The organism is Candidatus Methylacidiphilales bacterium (assembly GCA_030054035.1).
Lineage (GTDB): Bacteria > Pseudomonadota > Gammaproteobacteria > JASGCS01 > JASGCS01 > JASGCS01.
This window is the reverse complement of the sequence record JASGCS010000001.1, coordinates 110,131-128,842: the sequence shown is the minus strand read 5'-3', so window position 1 is coordinate 128,842 and position 18,712 is coordinate 110,131. Positions and strand designations below refer to the sequence as shown.

General features: G+C 32.1%; 21 protein-coding genes and 1 tRNA gene. 4 read left to right on the top strand and 18 right to left on the bottom strand.

All coding sequences use genetic code 11. The annotated features are described in order from the left end of the window. Window positions 1–3 precede the first annotated feature (3 nt). The 5 genes from rpmI to uvrB all read right to left on the bottom strand — a co-directional run bounded on the left by rpmI (window position 4) and on the right by uvrB (window position 4,662). Window positions 4–204, bottom strand: a complete 201-nt coding sequence (rpmI, locus tag QM538_00730) for a 50S ribosomal protein L35 (protein ID MDI9347021.1) — start codon at window positions 202–204, stop codon at window positions 4–6. 8 nt (window positions 205–212) lie between these two features. Continuing rightward, window positions 213–731 (bottom strand): translation initiation factor IF-3, encoded by a 519-nt coding sequence (infC, locus tag QM538_00725; protein ID MDI9347020.1) that lies wholly within the window; start codon window positions 729–731, stop codon window positions 213–215. 36 nt (window positions 732–767) lie between these two features. Further along, window positions 768–2,495: a threonine--tRNA ligase gene (thrS, locus tag QM538_00720; GenBank protein MDI9347019.1), complete on the bottom strand. Its 1,728-nt coding sequence runs from the start codon at window positions 2,493–2,495 to the stop codon at window positions 768–770. Window positions 2,496–2,527: 32 nt separating this feature from the next. After that, window positions 2,528–2,604: transfer RNA gene (locus tag QM538_00715), tRNA-Val, on the bottom strand. 36 nt (window positions 2,605–2,640) lie between these two features. Next, window positions 2,641–4,662, bottom strand: a complete 2,022-nt coding sequence (gene uvrB / locus QM538_00710) for an excinuclease ABC subunit UvrB (GenBank protein MDI9347018.1) — start codon at window positions 4,660–4,662, stop codon at window positions 2,641–2,643. A 20-nt stretch (window positions 4,663–4,682) separates the two neighbouring features. Here uvrB and QM538_00705 point away from each other — a divergent pair, with 20 nt between their 5' ends. Next, window positions 4,683–5,858: a pyridoxal phosphate-dependent aminotransferase gene (locus QM538_00705; protein MDI9347017.1), complete on the top strand. Its 1,176-nt coding sequence runs from the start codon at window positions 4,683–4,685 to the stop codon at window positions 5,856–5,858. Beyond that, window positions 5,821–6,408, top strand: a complete 588-nt coding sequence (locus tag QM538_00700; protein MDI9347016.1) for a DUF924 family protein — start codon at window positions 5,821–5,823, stop codon at window positions 6,406–6,408. The genes QM538_00705 and QM538_00700 overlap by 38 nt, the downstream gene beginning before the upstream one ends. On the opposite strand, the gene QM538_00695 is transcribed toward QM538_00700, so the two are convergent. Next, entirely contained in the window at window positions 6,388–7,050 is a 663-nt protein-coding gene (locus QM538_00695) for a cytochrome b/b6 domain-containing protein (protein MDI9347015.1), read from the bottom strand. The genes QM538_00700 and QM538_00695 overlap by 21 nt on opposite strands. A 48-nt stretch (window positions 7,051–7,098) precedes the next feature. Between QM538_00695 and QM538_00690 the strand changes: the two genes are divergently transcribed. Next, entirely contained in the window at window positions 7,099–7,653 is a 555-nt protein-coding gene (locus QM538_00690; GenBank protein ID MDI9347014.1) for a hypothetical protein, read from the top strand. 21 nt (window positions 7,654–7,674) lie between these two features. Beyond that, window positions 7,675–8,229: a hypothetical protein gene (locus tag QM538_00685; GenBank protein MDI9347013.1), complete on the top strand. Its 555-nt coding sequence runs from the start codon at window positions 7,675–7,677 to the stop codon at window positions 8,227–8,229. A 12-nt stretch (window positions 8,230–8,241) separates the two neighbouring features. On the opposite strand, the gene QM538_00680 is transcribed toward QM538_00685, so the two are convergent. The 12 genes from QM538_00680 to QM538_00625 are packed head-to-tail and all read right to left on the bottom strand — an operon-like array spanning window position 8,242 to window position 18,712. Continuing rightward, window positions 8,242–8,736 (bottom strand): cytochrome c, encoded by a 495-nt coding sequence (locus QM538_00680; protein MDI9347012.1) that lies wholly within the window; start codon window positions 8,734–8,736, stop codon window positions 8,242–8,244. A gap of 50 nt (window positions 8,737–8,786) precedes the next feature. After that, entirely contained in the window at window positions 8,787–10,127 is a 1,341-nt protein-coding gene (locus QM538_00675) for a 50S ribosome-binding GTPase (GenBank protein ID MDI9347011.1), read from the bottom strand. Between the two features lie 2 nt (window positions 10,128–10,129). After that, entirely contained in the window at window positions 10,130–11,263 is a 1,134-nt protein-coding gene (locus tag QM538_00670) for a PQQ-binding-like beta-propeller repeat protein (protein MDI9347010.1), read from the bottom strand. Window positions 11,264–11,296: 33 nt separating this feature from the next. After that, on the bottom strand, window positions 11,297–11,950 hold the full coding sequence (locus QM538_00665) for a tetratricopeptide repeat protein (GenBank protein ID MDI9347009.1): 654 nt from the start codon (window positions 11,948–11,950) through the stop codon (window positions 11,297–11,299). Then, entirely contained in the window at window positions 11,937–13,214 is a 1,278-nt protein-coding gene (gene hisS, locus QM538_00660; GenBank protein MDI9347008.1) for a histidine--tRNA ligase, read from the bottom strand. The genes QM538_00665 and hisS overlap by 14 nt, the downstream gene beginning before the upstream one ends. Before the next feature lie 2 nt (window positions 13,215–13,216). Continuing rightward, the gene (locus QM538_00655; protein MDI9347007.1) at window positions 13,217–13,993 is read right to left on the bottom strand and encodes a helix-turn-helix domain-containing protein; all 777 of its coding nucleotides are present in this window, start codon (window positions 13,991–13,993) and stop codon (window positions 13,217–13,219) included. A 14-nt stretch (window positions 13,994–14,007) separates the two neighbouring features. Beyond that, window positions 14,008–14,787 (bottom strand): hypothetical protein, encoded by a 780-nt coding sequence (locus tag QM538_00650; protein ID MDI9347006.1) that lies wholly within the window; start codon window positions 14,785–14,787, stop codon window positions 14,008–14,010. Window positions 14,788–14,819: 32 nt separating this feature from the next. Beyond that, window positions 14,820–15,926 carry a 23S rRNA (adenine(2503)-C(2))-methyltransferase RlmN gene (gene rlmN, locus QM538_00645; GenBank protein ID MDI9347005.1) on the bottom strand — a complete coding sequence of 369 codons (1,107 nt, stop codon included), beginning with the start codon at window positions 15,924–15,926 and terminating at the stop codon, window positions 14,820–14,822. Then, window positions 15,904–16,329 carry a nucleoside-diphosphate kinase gene (gene ndk, locus QM538_00640; protein MDI9347004.1) on the bottom strand — a complete coding sequence of 142 codons (426 nt, stop codon included), beginning with the start codon at window positions 16,327–16,329 and terminating at the stop codon, window positions 15,904–15,906. The genes rlmN and ndk overlap by 23 nt, the downstream gene beginning before the upstream one ends. Window positions 16,330–16,353: 24 nt before the next feature. Then, complete coding sequence (iscX, locus tag QM538_00635) at window positions 16,354–16,566, bottom strand: Fe-S cluster assembly protein IscX (GenBank protein MDI9347003.1); 213 nt, start codon at window positions 16,564–16,566, stop codon at window positions 16,354–16,356. Window positions 16,567–16,569: 3 nt separating this feature from the next. After that, window positions 16,570–16,911 carry an ISC system 2Fe-2S type ferredoxin gene (gene fdx / locus QM538_00630; GenBank protein MDI9347002.1) on the bottom strand — a complete coding sequence of 114 codons (342 nt, stop codon included), beginning with the start codon at window positions 16,909–16,911 and terminating at the stop codon, window positions 16,570–16,572. Continuing rightward, entirely contained in the window at window positions 16,904–18,712 is a 1,809-nt protein-coding gene (locus tag QM538_00625) for an Hsp70 family protein (protein ID MDI9347001.1), read from the bottom strand. Before QM538_00625 ends, fdx begins: the two co-directional genes overlap by 8 nt.

The window sequence follows — 18,712 nt, the reverse complement described above, 5'->3', positions numbered from 1 at the left end:
ATGTTATTGAAAAAATAGTTGTCGCACATTTTTAGCGTCAGAAAAATGTATGTAAGCAACACCAGTGAGATTCATTTTTCTTTTACTTGTTTTTTTTGTGAGAATATGGCGTTTGAAGGCATTTTTTCTCTTTATTTTTCCTGACGCTGTTATTATAAATCTTTTTTTTGCACCACTATGAATTTTGACTTTTTGTTTAGACATTATCTCTCCTAACGCTTTGGTCCAAGTAACATTACAATCTGCTTTCCTTCCATAATGGCAGGCTGTTCTATCGTGATGCTTTCTTTTAGCGAAGAACATATCCTATCCATTACCTGCATTCCTAAATCTTGATACATTATTTCTCTTCCTTTAAATCTAACAACAATTTTAGCTTTATCGCCTGCAGTAATAAATTCCATAATTTTTCTAATTTTCACCTTAAAATCACCTTCATCTGTATTTGGTCTTAATTTTATTTCCTTAACCTGTGTGTGCTTCTGATTTTTTTTTGCCTGACTTGCCTTTTTATTTAACTCAAAAATATGTTTACTAAGTGACATTATTTTACAGACTGGTGGGTTGCCACTCCCTCCAATTTCCACCAAATCTAAACCAGCATTTTGAGCCATCTCTTTTGCTTTATTGGTTGCCACAACTCCCAACTGCTTACCGCTCGAATCGATCAACCTAACTGTAATTGAATCAATTTGATTATTTGATTTATAATTTTTTTTATTTCCTCTAATATTTCTGATACGAATTAATCCTATTTCTGTTGTGATTTAGAATGCTATTTTACTATGGATTTGTTCATTTATTATTGAAATAAATTCATTTAGGGATAGGTTGCCTATATCACCTTTTCCTCTCTTTCTCACAGAAACCATGCCATTTTGCATCTCTTTTTCCCCTACGATAACGAGATAAGGAATTTTATTTAGAGTTGATTCTCGAATCTTTAAGCCTATTTTCTCATTTCGGATATCAACTTCTGATCGAATTAAACTATTTTTCAATTGCTCGGCTACCTGATGAGCGTACGGTTTGCTAGATTCTGAAATAGTTAAAATTTTACATTGAACTGGTGAGAGCCAGAGTGGCAGAGCGCCAGCGTAATGTTCAATCAGAATTCCAATAAATCGCTCTAAGCTGCCTAATATTGCCCTGTGAAGCATAACCGGGGTTGTTTTTGCACTTTCTTCATTAACATAACTTGCACCTAATCTCAATGGCATTGAAAAGTCACATTGAATTGTGCCGCACTGCCATTTTCTCTTTAAACAGTCCTCCAAAATAAACTCTATTTTTGGACCATAAAAAGCACCCTCACCTTTTTTCTCAAACCATGTGACTGAGAGTGACTCAAGTGTTTTTTTCAAACTTTGCTCTGCCTCATCCCATACTGCGTCATCACCCACTCGTAACACTGGTCTCGTTGCCAATGCGTAGATTATTTTACTGAATCCAAAATCTTTGTAAACATCTTTTAACAAATTTATAAAATTAAGCACTTCTAAAGGTACTTGTTGTCTAGTACAAAAAATATGCGCATCATCTTGAACGAACGCTCGTACCCTTAAAAGACCATGCAACGTGCCAGAATATTCATTTCTGTGACAACTGCCAAATTCAGCGTATCTGATAGGTAGTTCTCTGTAAGAATGAAGGTTTTGGTTAAATAACTGCACATGATTAGGGCAGTTCATTGGCTTAATAGCATAATTTTTATGTTCGGATACAGTAGTAAACATGTGCTCAGAAAATTTCTCCCAATGCCCTGAAGATTCCCATAAAGTCTGATCGGCAAGTATAGGGGTGGATATTTCTTGGTATTGATTTTCAGCCAGTTTATTTCTAATATATGAAACAATTAATTGATAAAGTGTCCAACCATGGGGGTGCCAATATGGCATCCCTGGAGATTGCTCTTGGAAGTGAAAAAATGATAGTTGTTTTCCTAAAAATCTATGGTCTCTCTTTTCACTTTCCTCAAGCATCGTGATATGATCAGAGAGTTCATTGCGAGTATGCCAAATTGTTCCATATATTCTTTGTAGCTTATAACTGGTAGAATCTCCCTGCCAGTAGCTTCCAGAAACTTTTAATAACTTAAAGTATTGTAACAATCCAGTATTTTCTACATGAGGGCCACGGCAAAGATCAATAAAGCTGCCCTGTCTATAAAGTGTTATTTCTTCTGATTCAGGAATTCTATCTACAATCTTAGATTTAAAAAATTCCCCAATTGAGTTAAAATAATCAATTGCTTCTTTTCGAGAGTAAACAACTCTTGAAATTTCAAGTTTTCTTGCTGATATTTCACGCATTTTGTCCTCAATTATTGATAAATCAGATATTGAGAAACTAGATTCATAATAAAAATCATAGTAAAATCCATCTTCAATCACTGGACCAATAGTTACTTGAACTGTTGGGTATAATTCTTTAACCGCATGTGCGAGTAAATGCGCGCAAGAATGTCTTAAAGTTTCAATTGATATACTGGACATACTATATAATTACTATATAATTAACTCTATCATGGTAGGCACGATTGGACTCGAACCAACGACCCCCACCATGTCAAGGTGATGCTCTAACCAACTGAGCTACGCGCCTACTGAGTAAAATAATATCTTTTATTATATCATAGCTTTAGAAAGTGGTTCGTAAAGCAATTAATGATTTAAGCTTTTCTCTACACTCAATGGCTTTCTCAAACTCAAATTTACTTGCATGCAAAACCATTTGACTTTCTACTTGCTTAATATATGAATCAAATTCCTTGTCTGTCATTGATTTTGCTGGTGATTTAATTAAGTCCATTTTTCGCTCTATCAATTTTTGTTTATGGTATTCATAATCCATGGTATTTGATATAGTTCTTTTAACAGAAGTAGGGGTAATTGAGTGTTTTATATTATACTCAGACTGGATTGATCTTCTTCTATTGGATTCTGTTATGGCTCTATCCATTGCTGGTGAAATACTGTCTGCAAATAATATAACTCTTCCATTAACATTTCTTGCTGCTCTGCCAATAGTTTGAACTAAGGATCTTTCTGACCTTAAAAAACCTTCCCTGTCAGCGTCTAATAATGCTACTAACCCTACTTCTGGTAAATCTAACCCCTCTCTAAGTAAATTGATTCCTACTAAAACGTCTACAGTTCCAATTCTAAGATCATGAATTATTGAAATACGTTCAGTGGTATTAGTGTCAGCATGTATATAATGCGTTTTAATTGATTTTTGATTTAGAAATTCGCTTATCTTTTCTGATAAAACCTTTGTCAAACACCCAACTAAAACTCTGTGATTTTTTTCAATTTCTTTTTTAATTTCAATTAACAATGTTTCAATCTGATTTTTAGCTGGCATTACTTCTATTACAGGATCCAACAAACCTGTTGGTCTTACTAACAACTCATGAACAACACTAGACTTTGAAAGTTCGTATTCAGCAGGTGTTGCGCTAACATAAACAGTCCTTGGAGAAACGCTTTCAAATTCGTCAAATCTAAGAGGTCGGTTATCTAGCGCAGAAGGTAATCTAAAACCATAGTCAACTAAATTCTTTTTACGTGAATGGTCCCCTTTATACATCGCTTGAATTTGAGAGATAGTGAGATGGCTTTCATCAACGAACAACACTCCATCTTTTGGCAAATAATCCAAAAGACAAGGAGGCGCCTCTCCAGGATTTCTTCTGCTTAGATGTCTGGAATAATTTTCTATGCCCGAACAATAACCAATTTCAGATAACATTTCTATATCAAATACAGTTCTCTGTTCTATTCTTTGCGCTTCGATAAGCTTATTTGCATTAGAGAAGAAATCTATTTGGTGACGCAATTCATTTTTGATTTCGATAATTGCTCTATGAATATTATCTCTTGGTGAAACGTAATGTGTTTTAGGATAAATTGAAAACCTTCTTAGATCTTGAATTTTTACCCCAGTTAAAGGGTCAAAAGTGTAGAGGCTGACTATTTTTATATCGTCAAAAATAATTCTAATGCCCATATCTTCATGTTCCGCGGGATAAACATCCAAACTTTCACCTCGAACTCTAAATACACCTCTGTTAAATTCTATATCATTCCTAACATACTGCATTGCAATCAATCTTGAGATGGCTATTTCAATTTCAAATAAATCTCCAAGTACTAGGTGCAGTAGCATAGTTTGGTAAATTGAAGGATCGCCTAAACCATAAATTGCGCTAACTGAAGCTACAATAACAACATCTTTTCTTTCAAGTAAAGATTTAGTGGCTGACAATCTCATCTGGTCAATATGCTGATTAATACTGGAATCTTTTTCAATAAATAAATCCTTTCCAGGAACATACGCTTCTGGTTGATAATAATCATAATAACTGACAAAAAATTCAACTGAATTATTGGGGAAAAAAACTTTGAATTCTTCAAACAACTGTGCTGCGAGTATTTTATTTGGCGCAATTATTATTGCAGGTTTATTAATTTCGGCTATAACACTTGCCATAATAAAAGTTTTACCACAACCTGTAACTCCTTTAAGCGTTTGAAATTTATTGCCAACCAAAATCAAATGGGATATAGCATCTATTACTTCTTTTTGAGCGGGTGTACAAGCAAAAGTAGATCTCAAATTAAAATTTGAGCTTGTATCACTTTCAATTTCTCTTTTCATATAGTATAATTATTTACTAAATGTTATCACAACGCTCAACCAGAATTAAGCCTTCTCCAACTTTAGTGATAAGCGCTCTTGCACAAACACTGAAATCCCAGGGAAAAGATATTGTTTCTTTGAGTGCGGGAGAGCCTGATTTTGACACACCGAAGCATATTAAAGACGCCGCTATCAAAGCACTTCATGCTGGATTTACCAAATACACTGCGGTAGATGGAATCCAGCAACTAAAAAAAGCTATTTTAAATAAATGTCTACATGAGTATGGTCAGGAATATAATTTAAATAATGTAATCGTATCTAATGGAGCAAAACATTCGATCTACACATTACTTGAGGCTATAATTAATCCTGGGGATGAGGTACTTATACCAATTCCATACTGGGTTTCTTATCCAGATATTACACAAATAATGGATGGTGTACCAAAATTCATCATGCCTAGTAATTTAGAAACACTAAAAATATCTCCGCAAGATTTAGAGAAAGCAATAACAAAAAAAAGCAAAATCTTAATTATTAATAGTCCAAATAACCCGTCAGGTTCAAATTACACAAAAAATGAATTAAGGGATATTGCTGATGTACTTCTAAAATATCCTAAATTAATGGTGCTTAGCGATGATATCTATGAGCATATTTACTGGGGCAAAGACGCGTATGTAAATTTAATAATGGTGGAGCCAAAATTAAAGGATAGAGTTTTTTTAATTAATGGAGTATCAAAGTCATATGCAATGACTGGTTGGAGAATCGGATATTGTGTGGGCAATAGTGTAGTAATCAACGCAATGTCAAACCTGCAGTCTCAATCCACTTCCAATCCAAATTCTATAGCACAATATGCGGCTGTTGAAGCGCTTGAAGGGTCGCAAAGCGAACGTATACTTATGAACAAAGAATTTCAAAAAAGACATGATATTATCTATTCTTTATTAAATCAATTACCAAAAGTTAGGGTAATTAAATCAGATGGGGCATTTTATTCATTCCCTGATTTTTCTGAAGTTATAAAATCTAAATCTATTGATAATGATATTACACTCGCTTCAAGATTACTTTCTGAAGCTGGTGTTGCGATAGTTCCTGGTTCTGCTTTTGGTATGGCAAACCATTTACGTTTTTCATTCGCAACAAGTGAGGAGGTAATAATAGATGCAATTACAAGAATTAAAAATTTTATCTGTAATTGAAATTAAAGATTGCTTTAAAAAACTACAATCATATTGGTTTAGCGAATCAGGACACCATGCTTGGTTCTCTTCGACAAAAGAAATTGACCTAAGTATTAAAGAGAATTATTTAGCTCTTTGGATTTCTTGTTTACGTAATTTAAAATATTGTTGTACTTTAGAATACCCTGATATTATTCAAGCTATTATAACTTTTGACCAGCTTCCCCTAAATATGTTTAGAGAAAGCCATCTCAAATACCAAACCTCTTACAACGCCCTGACCCTATCAAAATTATGTGTAGTAAAAAATATTCATTTATCTGCATCGTCTGATGAAAAATTATTTATACTACTTCCATTTATGCATAGCGAATTATATGAAGATCAAATAATGAGTTGTCAACTTGCTGAAGAATGGGCAATTGGGCAACGACAAATAGAGTACGCGTATAGTTTTAAGAGCATCATCGAACAATTCGGAAGATTTCCAATGAGAAATGATTTGCTTATGAGAAAGTCAACAAAAGCTGAACTGGATTTTCTAAAATCACAAAACAATAAAAAATAAATACATACATGACATTCCATAAACTAAGGATAATAATAATAAAAATATTAACCTTACTGAAGGTGCCTGTTCAATTTTTTGCTGAATTGTGTCAATTGATTTTTTACCAGTTATCATAGGCTTTATTAGGTTGTTTTTTTTGAATAAATAATAAAATATTGCAATAACATGGAGCGCTATTGCAAAAAGTAAAATTTTTGAAAATACCACATGAATAGAATGAAATGAATCGTTAATTTCAGATGAAACGAATATCGAAAGAGGTCCATAAATATAATCATCTTCCACAGCACAAAACAAACCCGAAATGATCATAATTAAGAAAATCAATATAAAAGACAACACTGAATATCCACCAATCGGATTATGCCCAAGTCCTTGATGAGTGTATTTACCTCGAATATAATTTAGAACAATTGATGGGTGTTTAATAAAGCTAATAAATTTACTCTCTTGGCTTCCAAAAAAACCAATAAGAATTCTAAAAAAAAATAATGTCATAACAGCGATACCTAAGTACATATGAGCTGGAAAAAATAAATAATTTCCAGTTATATAAAGTAGTGAAACTAACAAAACAAGCAACCAATGAAACAGACGAATTGACCAATCCCACACCACTACTGTTTTTTTGATTTCCATTAAATTCAGAATTTATGATTAATAATTTTTGTTATTATAGCATCAATTATGAAACATCTTTTCACAATATTTTGCTTATTACTAGCAGTAAATGCCAATTCAATGGATATCACGATTTCGTATGAGGAGAGTTTTTTGAGTAAAGAATACCAATATACTGAACCTGTACCAGGAATTGATTTTTCGATTTTATTATATGATAAAGTCAAACGATTTCAATCAGCGGTTTTTCAAATAGGATTAATTTACAAACAAACCAAACCAATACTTGGACAACTGAACCAAACAATAAATATTTTAAATTTTGGTGTAGGTTACAGTTGGAACATTCCTTTAAGCAGAACAGTTAACCCAAATATTTTTCTCATGACAAATTATCAGATCAATCAAGCAACTAATCAAATTAAAATAAACCCAGACTACTTTTATGCCATAAACCGGTTAAATAAAATTACAAGAAGTGATTTTAATATACAGGTAGGTGTAATTATTTATGGAGACTCTTTTAATGCATCTGGACTTGTATTAATTTTTAAGTATCAAGTGCATTTATTTAATAGAGCGAAAGGATTGTCTTTTGGGATTGGTTATTCAACTAACTAGTAGGGTAAAATAGCAACAATTATGAAAACCATAATGAACATCAGTCAAAAATTTTATAGCGTACTAATAATAGTAATAGTTACTTCTTGTCAAAACTCAAACCCACCACCTTCACAAATGCAATTAAATGGCGTTTGGGTTAACTCGATAGATGAGGGATTATTAAATTCAAGCAAAGTTAGCTACCAGTTTTGTAAATCTAACACAATTGCAGATGTTTTACGATCACCTTGGCCATTTTTAATATCCTATGACACCGAAAAATTTATTCAACTTTTTGAGGAAAATGGAATCTTCCGTTCAATACCTTTATCAAAAGATCAAAATCTAAAAGTTATTACATCTTCTGAAGTTATAACTGGTGAATTTCAAAATGGATTTGAAGATAAAGACGGTAAAATACAAATAATCAGCACTTTACAAAACAAAACTATACAAGAAAACTACGAAATTACCGAGAAAGGTAAATTAAGAATAACTGTTACTATTGAAGAAGATGGTCAGCCACAAATCAAAAATACATTTGAATATAACAAACGTAATGATCTTACCATCTCACAAATAAAGTGCAATTAGATAGCTTTAAAATTACTTTTTAGATTTAAATTTATCGTGGCAATTTCTACAAGAATTTCCCACGTCTTTTGCAATATCCGCAATAATAAAGTCATCTTTATCTTTATCTACAGCCCTTTTTAGTGTGTCAATTTTATCAATCATCTCACTATGTAATTTAGTGAAAGTGTCCCAGTCTTTCCAAATTTCTGCTTTTGCTTTTGTTTGTTTTGGAATGATGGAATTCAAACCAAATCCCCGTTTAATAACTTCTACTTTAGTAATGTAATACATGTTATCGGTTGCTTCTCTGATTTGTTTCATATCAAAAACTATTTTTTTCTCAATAGCCATTGTATTTATTAGTCCAAAACTATTCCCTAAGATAGTGAAATAAGATTTCCTGTAATCTATGTTTGATAATTTTTCTTTTGGGCTTAATAAAACAGTTGGAACCTCAGCAAGCGTTATATTTAAATATAGCACTGAAAATAAAAAAATTAGTTTTCTGGTAATAGTTGTATTCATGTTGCAATCTCCTTATTTATCTTTACGCTTTCCATTTTAATATATTTTCATCAATTTTTGTCACTCTTTATTAAGTATTTTATAGTGATAATTGATGATTGTGTGCCAAATTTGCTTGCAAGAAACTTTTGTAAGTACTGAGTGTAGGTTTTTGATACATATTGCAAATTTTCACCATGTATTACAATACTTTTATGCTCATCATCAGCCCAATGAACATATTTTAATTTTGGCACAACCCCTCTTTTATTATGTGGCGGTGAGTATTTTAACGCTTCTTTGAAGATTGAATTTAATTCAGAAATTGAAACTAGGTTTGGTTTACTCAAGAGTAAAGCTGAACGTGACAACTCCTTGACAAAAGAAGAGTACCCGCTTTTTGTGTTGCATGAAATTAATAAAACTGGTAAACTTGAGAATTTGGCTTGTATAGACGCAATATTTAAGTCAAGCTGGTGCTTGTCATTGGGAGTTTTTACCATGTCGTACTTGTTTAATAAAACAATTGTTAACTTCTTGGCAATAGTAGATTTACGAATAGTTTTAAGATCTAGTTTTGTAATTGGTTTTGATGAATCTAACATAACTACAACTATGGAGGCAAGTTTAATTGCTTGTAGGTGTTGACTGGCTATACGCGAAGTAAGTGTTAGTGTGCGCTTAGATTTTTGTAACGAAGTAGAAAGTCCAGGAGTATCAATTATTTCAAATATTTTATTTTTAATGTGAACATATAAACTAGTATTGTGCCTAGTTGTGTGTTCTAGTTCTGAAACAATTAATCTAGTACCTTGGTTCAATAAATTACATAATGTAGACTTTCCAACATTTGTTTTGCCAATAATTGCTACTCTTGGTACTGTTTCTAATTCTTTCAGTTGATTTTCAGTAGGGATTGATGAGCCAATTTTAAAGATGTGATCTCTGATAGACTGGATAGAAGCTTTATCATAAATAGAAGTTGGGAAACTCGTGAAGCCATAAATATTTTGAGTCTTAAACAACAAATCCGACTGTTGCAATAAGTCTTTTTTGTGGAGCAACATCACGGTAGGTTTTGAACGAAGTTTTAAAATTTTAATATAGTTTATATCTTCACTTGTAATCCCGTTATGTGATTCAATTACATATAAAATTAATGTAGCGTCATTTATTAATTTTTTTATCTGCTGTAAAGCTAAATTTGTAATCACTCCATCTGAATTATGAAGACCCATGGTATCAACTAAAGAGAAGTATTTTGAATTAATATTTAGTGGCACTTCTTGATAATCTAATGTAGTGTGGGCAAACGGAGTTACTAATGACACATGCTTGTTTGCAATTGCGTTAAATAGCGTTGATTTACCTGAATTAGGTTTTCCAATTAAAATTATTATTGGCGCTTGCAATGTTATTTTTTATAGTCAAGAATAATACGAATTAACCTGCCATTTAAACTATAAAGAAATAAATTAGATGAGTCTACAGGATCTATAAAAATATTGAATTTTTTTATAGTGTATTGTTTGGAATGTAAAATAAAAGAGTCTAAATAAATCCCAGAACTTGTTTCATAGACATGCATTTTACCTATTGGATCAGACAAAATGACAACCTGATTATTAGCAACAACTTGAGAAATTGAAGTATGTAATGGAAGGTTTGACTTCCATAGAACCAGTCCGTCACTTAGAGATATTGAGTAGACTGAGCCCGAGTCAGCAACGGCGATAATGGCGTTATTTAACAAGAAACTAGAAGACCAGCTATCAATTGATGAACTCCATACTTTCGCTCCTTTTGTTAAAGAAAATGAGGCTATTTGATCATGAAAAGTCATGGCTATAAGTTGATCATTGTAAATAGCTATATCATAATCAATATCAGATATATTTTCTAAATCAGAACTATTGTTTTTATTTGCAAGTGAATACTCAAATAAAAGCTTGCCATTTTCCACGCTTAGTATTGCGACCTTTCCAGAATCTGTAGGATAGAACAAATACGGACTTGAAAGTAACAGAGGGGAACCACCAGTTAATGATAATTTTGGTACATTTTTATTAAATGACCACACAATTTCACCATCAAGTATGGATAGTGAGTACACTGTACCATCTTGAGTTTTGACATGGACTAATTTAGAAGAGACTGTAGGTTTGATAATAACTTCAGCATTTATATCTCTAACCCATAAAATTTGATGCGGTTTATTTAGACTAATTGAGATAATTTCACCTGTTTGAGAGCAAGTGTACATTTGGTTATTTGGGGAATCTATCGCGACACCACAACTTAAATTATAAGGTAATTTAATTTTATTAACTATTGCTCCATTTTTTTTATTTACAAAGTATATTTGACCATTAGTAGAAACGACAATTAACAATTTTTCATAGAACGATACTGAGGGGATGGTGGTAAAACTATACTCTTTAAATTCAAGGTTCGTTATCCATTTTGTGTAAATGTAAGATTTTTTGAAGGTTCGTTCCTTTAAATAATCAGAAGATTGGGCAATGGTATAAATAAACGACCCTAACATAATAAAAATGAACTTAAAATAAATCATTTTTAATTAATTAGCCAAATTTGAAATTGCATTATCAATTTTAATTTGATAAAATATCTTTTTATCTTTACTTTTTGATAAATTAAATGCACTTTGCCAAAATGCCTTAGCTTTATCAATATTACCAGATTGATAGTAACAGTTTCCAAGTTCATTTTCAACCAACTCTTTGAGACCATTTGGAGGTGGTTCTTTTGAAGAAGCTTCGCTTAAGATTTCAATTGCTTCTGGAATTTTATTAATATTTTGAAACAATTTAGAAAGTCTAATTTTTGTTACCCATAAGAAATAGTTATTATTGTTATTGTCTAATATCCACTGGTAAGATTTGATTGCTTCATCGATTTTATTTTGTTCAAAATATGTTTTTGCAATTAATAGTCTCGCAAAGATAGGATAAGCACTAGATGAATCGTTGTCAAAAATATCTAAATTTTGTAGGAGGAGTTCTTGAATTTCCTTGCTATTCACTTCATCAATTTGGCTTGCTCTAGAAAAGACGGTACTAGATTTATTTCTTGTTACTGATTGATATTCTTGATAATAATTCCAACCTAAAAACAAAACAACACCAAAGAAAATACCAGTAAAGACTGTAATGAAAAGCAATTTATAATGAAGGAGAAAATCTCTCCATGAATGTATTTCAACTTCTTCCATTTTTTATTATTCTCTCAATTTGGTTAACATATTCATTTATTGGATATAACGCAGAATTATCATTGCTTGATTTTATCATTATTTTTCCATCTAGTCGCTCTTTATCACCCATTATAATATATACACAAGGATTATATGACTCTGAATTTCGAATTTGAGTTTTGAGTCCTTTTAAACTATGGTCAATGACAAAAATTGTATCCTTAAAAATACGCCTTAATTTCTCAACCTCAATATCAAGGCAGACAAGAGACAACTGATCTAGGGGGATAAAATAAAAAGTTATTTTACTTGTTGTGGTAATGTCAAAATAATCTAAAATTCTGTCAACACCAACTGCACACCCAATTGCATAATTTTGACTACCTCCTAAAACAGAAGGAAGCGAATCATACCGACCACCAGCGATGATACTATTCTGACTTTTATTTTCATTTAACAACTTCCATTCAAAAACAAAATCATTGTAATAATCTAAACCACGCACTAGCAAAGGATTATGTATAAAAGTAATACCTTTCTCTGATAAAATATTTTTGATATAAGAAAAATTATTTATTTGATCTTGCAGTAAAAAATCAACCATTGTCGGAAGATTTAAAATTTTTGATTTAATTAAAGCATCCTTAGTATCTAATATTCTAAGCGGATTATTTTCAAACGTTCTTCTCTGCTCAGGTGAAAATTCTATAACATTTGAAGCTTCCCAACGCTTAAGGTAATTACAATATTCAGCACGCTGTTTACTAGTGCCGATTGAATTTATTTCCAACACCACAGAGTCGATAATTTTTAGTTCTGCTAATAAATTTTTGGTAATTAGAATCATTTCGATATCCGCTAAGGGAGAAGATGCGCCTAAATATTCAAAACCAAATTGTGTGAATTGCCTAAATCTTCCTTTTTGTGGTTTTTCTCTTCTAAACATTGAACCATGATAAGAGACTCTTTGATTGAGATTGTAAAATAAGCCGTGCTCTAAACCAGCTCTTATCGCACCCGCAGTCCCTTCTGGCCTTAAGCAAACATCTTCACCTCCAATATCTACAAATGAATACATTTCCTTACCAACCACATCACTATCATCTCCTAAAGTTTTTTTAAATAATTCAGTTCGTTCTAAAATGGGCAATTCCCAAGGTAAGTAACCAAACTGTTGTGCTATTGTTTGGCATTGGTTAATTATTTCTTGTTTTTTATAACTATCAGGTGGGAATATATTTCTCATACCTTTCACTGCAGAAATATTAGATTTAGTTATCATTGTTACTGTACAGTAAATTTAGCAGTATTGTTCGGTGAGATATGTTTTGAATATCTAAATTCTTGACCATCAATAAATAATTTTATTGCCAACGCATTGCTTATATATACTCTAGCAGTCGATTGTATTGTGAAATACATGCCTGTTTTATTTGCAGGAATGATGCCATTAAATATACCATCACCTGTTTCCTCATCCTTGATCAGCACCCATGTTTCTTTTGTTGCAATTATATGAAATTGTTTTAATTTTTTTCCTAAATTTTTTGAGACCTGTGAAGTGTTATTAAACAATTCAGATTGTATTGACGAATCAATTCTGTGAAAAGTGAATTCAGGATTAGTCATTGGATTTTCTATAACTGGGACTACTTCGTTAGTTATCTTGATTGGCTCTAGAAATAAAAAACCAGTTGATCGTATAGCTGAAAAAGTCGCAACTAGTAATGTCAAAAACAAAACACCGCCGCCTAATAAATACCATAAAAAATAATTTCTAGGTGCGTGACGACTTATTTTAACTGAATAACCGATATTACGGACTGAATCTTGAAGTAGTTGATCGTTTTCATATAAAGAATGGAGAATTTGTGATGGGATGCTAAGGGTATCAGAAATTATATTCAGGTAACCTATTATATAAACATGATCAGGAAGTTGCTTGTAATTTTCATTTTCCAAAGCTTCCAAGTAAATTTCTTTAATAGCAGTAAGTTGCGAGAGTTGAACTAATGAAAGATTTTTAGATATTCTTGTTGTCTTTATTTTTGATCCAAGCATATCAATTAAATAAATTATTTATTCTTTTCTTGTAATGACTTGATGTATGTCTTAGTTTGTAATGAGTTTGGAAATTGTGTTAGTAATATTTTTTCATAGTTATTTTTTTCTACTATGTTATTGTTTCCTATCGCTATTTGAATCGCTAGCAGCAATGTAACAGGATCAGGGTTATTTAATTCGAAGTATTTAAGTAAATATTTTCTAGACTCTGGGAATAGTTTTTGATAGTACAAAATATCTGCAAAAGACAAGTACGCAACAGAATATTGTTCATTAGAACTGATTGCTCTATCTAAAAAACCTCTAATTCTAAGTAGTTCGTTGTCTGGAATTATTAAATTTTTACTTCTATATTTATACGCAAGTGTATTTGCTAAATTAGTAGCGCTAATTTCTATTTTTGTATTTAAAGGATTAGAATACGACTTTGAAAGATATAACAATGCGCTTTCAAATTCATTTTTTTCAATTGATAGGAATACTCCATAATCGTTCATAATTTCTGGATTATTTGAATCCATCAAAAGCGCTTGCTTAAAATAGTATTCTGCCTTATCTAGATTTCCTAGTTTACTTTGAAATATTGCAGAAGCATTTAACACCTCCGGCGCCTTGTCATCCTCTAATAAAGCTTTATCTATCTTTTCTTTTGCAATATCTAATCTATTAATTGAGATATATTGAATAGCTAATTTAGCGTTAATTTTAGCCGCTTCTTTTCTCTTAAAGGCGTAATCAGAATTATCAAGCGAAGTATCGTTTGAGTTTAAAGCGCAAGACGTTAAACTCAAACTGAATAAGATAGTCAAAAACAGGTTTATATTCATAGAGCCATTAATCCATTAGTAGGTTTGATAAATTTAATTTGCCTATTACTTAAATCCACAATTTTATTGGCAAGCTGGCCACACGCGGCCGATATATCGCGCCCTCTATTCTTCCTGATAGTTGTAAAAAGTCCATGATCTTTAAGAATTTTAGCAAATCGTAAAGTTGTCTCTTCATTGCTAGTATTATAACCTGAACCATCAAATGTATTAAATGGAATCAAATTTATCTTCACTGGCTTATTTTTTAATAACTTCGCTAATTGACACGCAAGATCTTCCGAATCATTGACTTGATCAATCATAGTATACTCAATTGTTAAGGTTTCTGAATTCGTTTTAGCAAGATAAAGAAAACATGATTCGAGTGTTTGTTTGATGGGGTATTTTTTATTGAGTGGTACTAGTGAATTACGTAAGGTATCGTTTGGAGCATGTAAAGAAAGCGCTAAAGAAACACCAAGTTTACTTTCGGCAAAAAGTTCAATTTTTGGCACAATTCCTGCGGTTGAGACGGTTATTTTTCTCTTTGAGATACCATAAGCATTTGGATGTAATAAAAGCTCAATAGTTGAAAACACTGAATTTGTGTTAGATAAGGGCTCGCCCATCCCCATAAAAACTATGTTTGTAATTTTTCGTTTGTGAATTTTATAAATTCTATTTATTGCATAATGTACTTGTGATAATATTTCATCAGTTTGCAGGTTTCTATTAAAACCCATTCTGCCTGTAGCACAAAAAGAGCAATTAAGAACACAGCCGATTTGGGAAGAAACGCATAGTGTTGAGCGAGAAATCTCAGGAATATACACTGTCTCAATAACATTATGACAATCCAAATTAAAAATCCATTTTACTGTTCCGTCGACAGATAAAAATTCATTTACTGGTTCAATCCATTTAATTTTGAAATTTTGTTCAAGGTACTTTCTTAGAGACAATGGTAAATTTACCATATCAATAAAACTACCCACTCTCAATTGATATAGCCAACTTAAAATTTGGGTAATTCTATAATTCGGTAGATTTAATTCAAAAAGCTTACATTCAAGGTCAGACTTAGTTAACCCAATAATGTTAGGAACTTGAGTCGAGTTCATGTTCTTTAAAAAAATAACAAATTTCTCTCGAAGCACTTTGTTCTGAATCTGAGCCATGAATTGCATTTTCATCAATTGAAGTTGCAAACATAGATCGGATGGTATTTGGTTCAGCTTCTTTGGGATTAGTAGCACCAATTAAGTTTCTAAATCTTGAAAAGGCACTCTCACCTTCTATTACCATAACAACTATTGAGCCACTAATCATAAATTTAACTAAATCTGTAAAAAATGGTCTTTTTTCGTGCTCTTGGTAAAAACCTTCAGCTTCAGGTTTTGACAAATGTAGCATTTTTAATGCAGTAATTTGAAAGTTATTTTTCTCAATAATAGCGAGAATATCACCGATATGTTTTTTACGTACCGCATCAGGTTTCAAAATTGCAAGAGTTCTAGTTTTCATATGATTATACAACTTTATTATACTCTAACCACCTCGCTCATCACACCATGTCTGTTGAATTCTTTCTAAAATTTTTTCATTGCACTTTTTGGGGTCATCTGCAAAGTTAGGAATTGAAATAATCCAACCATATAACGTGGCAAAGAGCACAGTACGAGGATCTTGCTCAGTATGTGCTTGTTCTAAGTAATCAACAATTTCGTAGATATCTGACCAATATATTTTTTTATTTTCCATGATTTATTTATTTTCCTGGGCGTGATTGATAGAGTATTTTGGAATTTCAACTATTATAGATCCACCAGTATAAATTGCTTGGCAGCTTAATCTAGATACTGACTCAAGCCCCCAAGCTCGATCGAGCATATCATCTTCAAGATCTGTTGGTGGGGAAAATAAGTGGAGACCCTCTCTAATAAAGACATGGCAAGTAGTGCAAGCACATACTTTTTCACACGCATGTTCAATTTTAATTCCATGGGAAAGTGATATATCCAATAATGATGAGTTTGTACTCGGTTGATTTATATCAATACCCTGAGGACAATATACTGGATGAGGTAATATTGAGATTCTATTCATTATATTTATTGCTAATATTGTTAATTTGCTTACCGACCATGGTGTTATGTAACGTATCAGAAAGCACATCAGATACGTAGTTTTTTGAGATTTCTTCTAATTTAGAAATTGAAGCGAGAAGAGTTTCGAAATTAGAATTCTGCAAGCTGCTATTTAACGATTGAACTTGTAACTTAATTTCACTGGGGAGAGGTCGTAATTCGGATAGTTGTTTAATATGGTGAAGAATACGGTAAGCATTTAAACGTGCATTGGTAATTTGAACAAATTCACAATCATTTGATACTTGCTCTGTTTGAGAAATAGAGCGATCCACTTGAACATCGTAGGCTACAGAATTTGCTTTATTATGTTCGGTTGCTTTGGCAGTAATAATTCCGTCGGAATCTATTTGTAATTCAAATCGTACTCTAATCAAACCAGCAAATGTTTTAGTTAATTTTGAAAGCGTAAATGCACCTAAACATCGATTCAAAGTAACTTGCTCCTGCTCACCTTGGTATAAAGTAAAAACCATGCCACTTTGATTATCAGACCACGTAGTGAAATCTCGGGTACATTTTGCGGGAAGTACCGTTAGGCGAGGGATAATTTTCTCCATAACCCCTCCATAGGTTTCAACACCTACTGAAAATGGCAATGTATCAATAAGTTTAGATCGAACTTGGCCAGTTCCTAACAAGTAATTACCGTGTAGCGTAGCGCCCTGTGAAACTGCAGTCAAAGGATTGTGGTTAAAAATTTCGAGAATTGGAAACTTCCCTCTTATAATTGGCTCAATAATTGGAGATTGACATGTGCCTCCGGTAAGAATAACAACATCAGGATTAATTTCAAGTTCATGTAATTCATCAATAACTTGATTTAAAAGTTCAGTAAATGAATCTATAAAAGGCCGAACAATTTGACTAAATAATGGGAAGTCAATTTTAATTTTCGATCCATCCTCACGTGAAGTAACTTCTATTTTTGTCAATGGAGTAAATTGTTCTTTAATTTTTTTAATTTCTAACAAAGTAACATGATCGATATTTTGAGTTGGGTTTTTTGAGTTATGGATATAATTATACAGACACGAATCTATATCATCGCCTCCTAACTGATTATTTCCTTTAGAATAAACTACTAAAGAGGTGGTATTTGATTGTCTAACCACGGAAATATCTGTTGTCCCTCCACCGCAGTCAATAATCAAATAGACTCCATCTTTAGGATTATTATGAAAATAAGATAACGCGGCAGCAGTAGGCTCACTTATTAATCCCAAGACTTCCCAATCCGAAAGAATTGCAGCGTGCCTTATCAATCTTCTTTGTAATTCATTAAACCATGCCGGAACAGTGATCACGCATCTAAGTTTTTCTTGTTGAAATTTCTTTGTACTGATAGTTAAATTTTTTAAATAGGTCAACAGAAACTGCGCGCAACTTGAAGGTAAAATACGTTGCTGGCCCAAATGAATCACCACTCCTAACTCACTTTCAAAGGAGGTGGAATACGGTAACTTATCTTTCAATTGATTATATTCATCTTGAGTAAGCGAGAGTAATCGCTTAGTAGATATTATAGATGTAGAGTTCTCTGAATTTTTATTTTCCTGACTTATAATTAAATTTGCGTCAGTGTCAAATATTAGCAACGAAGGTATTGTACGTGAGCCATTTTCATCCAAAACAAAATTAAACTCACCGTTTTGATACCAAGAAACTACGCATTGTGAAGTGCCTAAGTCGATTCCAAAAATAACTTGGTCTATATTTTTTTCTTTACTAGAATCTTTAATTTGAATAAATGTGGGCAT